Origin of the sequence: Tsukamurella sputi (assembly GCF_007858445.1) — a bacterium.
Taxonomy (GTDB): Bacteria; Actinomycetota; Actinomycetes; order Mycobacteriales; family Mycobacteriaceae; genus Tsukamurella; species Tsukamurella sputi.
The window spans coordinates 1-614 of record NZ_VIGV01000101.1; the positions used below are offsets into that span (position 1 = coordinate 1).

General features: G+C 45.8%; 1 pseudogene. It reads left to right on the forward strand.

From position 1 onward, the window contains the following. Positions 1 to 614 (forward strand): annotated as a pseudogene (locus FK268_RS25995) (hypothetical protein); the annotation flags it as partial.

The window sequence follows — 614 nt, forward strand, 5'->3', positions numbered from 1 at the left end:
TCACAGTGAATGAGGAGGATATTAAGCACATTGGGGATCAGATCACAAGGATTACCGAAAGCACCGGCAAGCAGTTCACCGGAATTGAAACGGCTTTTGGTGCCGGGGCAAATTTTGATGCGGGCGGAACGCTTAAGCAGCCGAACTACTCTGAAGCTTTAGGGCTTGAGGAAGCGGGACGCATTAAAGATGGTGTTGAAGCCGGCTTTCAATATGTCGGGAAGACGCTTGGAGAGCATGACCTTCGAATTGAGCAGAACCAAACAGATATTGCCAATATTACTCAAGGAACAGCGGGGCTTGTAAAACTCGATCGCGATCGGATTGTGATTGATAATCGATTGCCGGGCGTTACGGCAGCGACACTGTTTGATATTGCGAATATCGATCAAAAAGGAGAATCGGTCGCTCGACACTTAACGGGTGTTGCAGAAGGAGAGATCTCAAAACATTCAACGGATGCTATCAATGGTAGTCAGCTCTATCAAACGAATGAAACGGTTAAAAATATTGATCAGCGCGTGATAAATCATGAAAACAAAATGACCAATATCGATCAACGCGTGACTGAAAATGGAGATAAGATCATACATCTCGGTGATCGCGTCACAGTG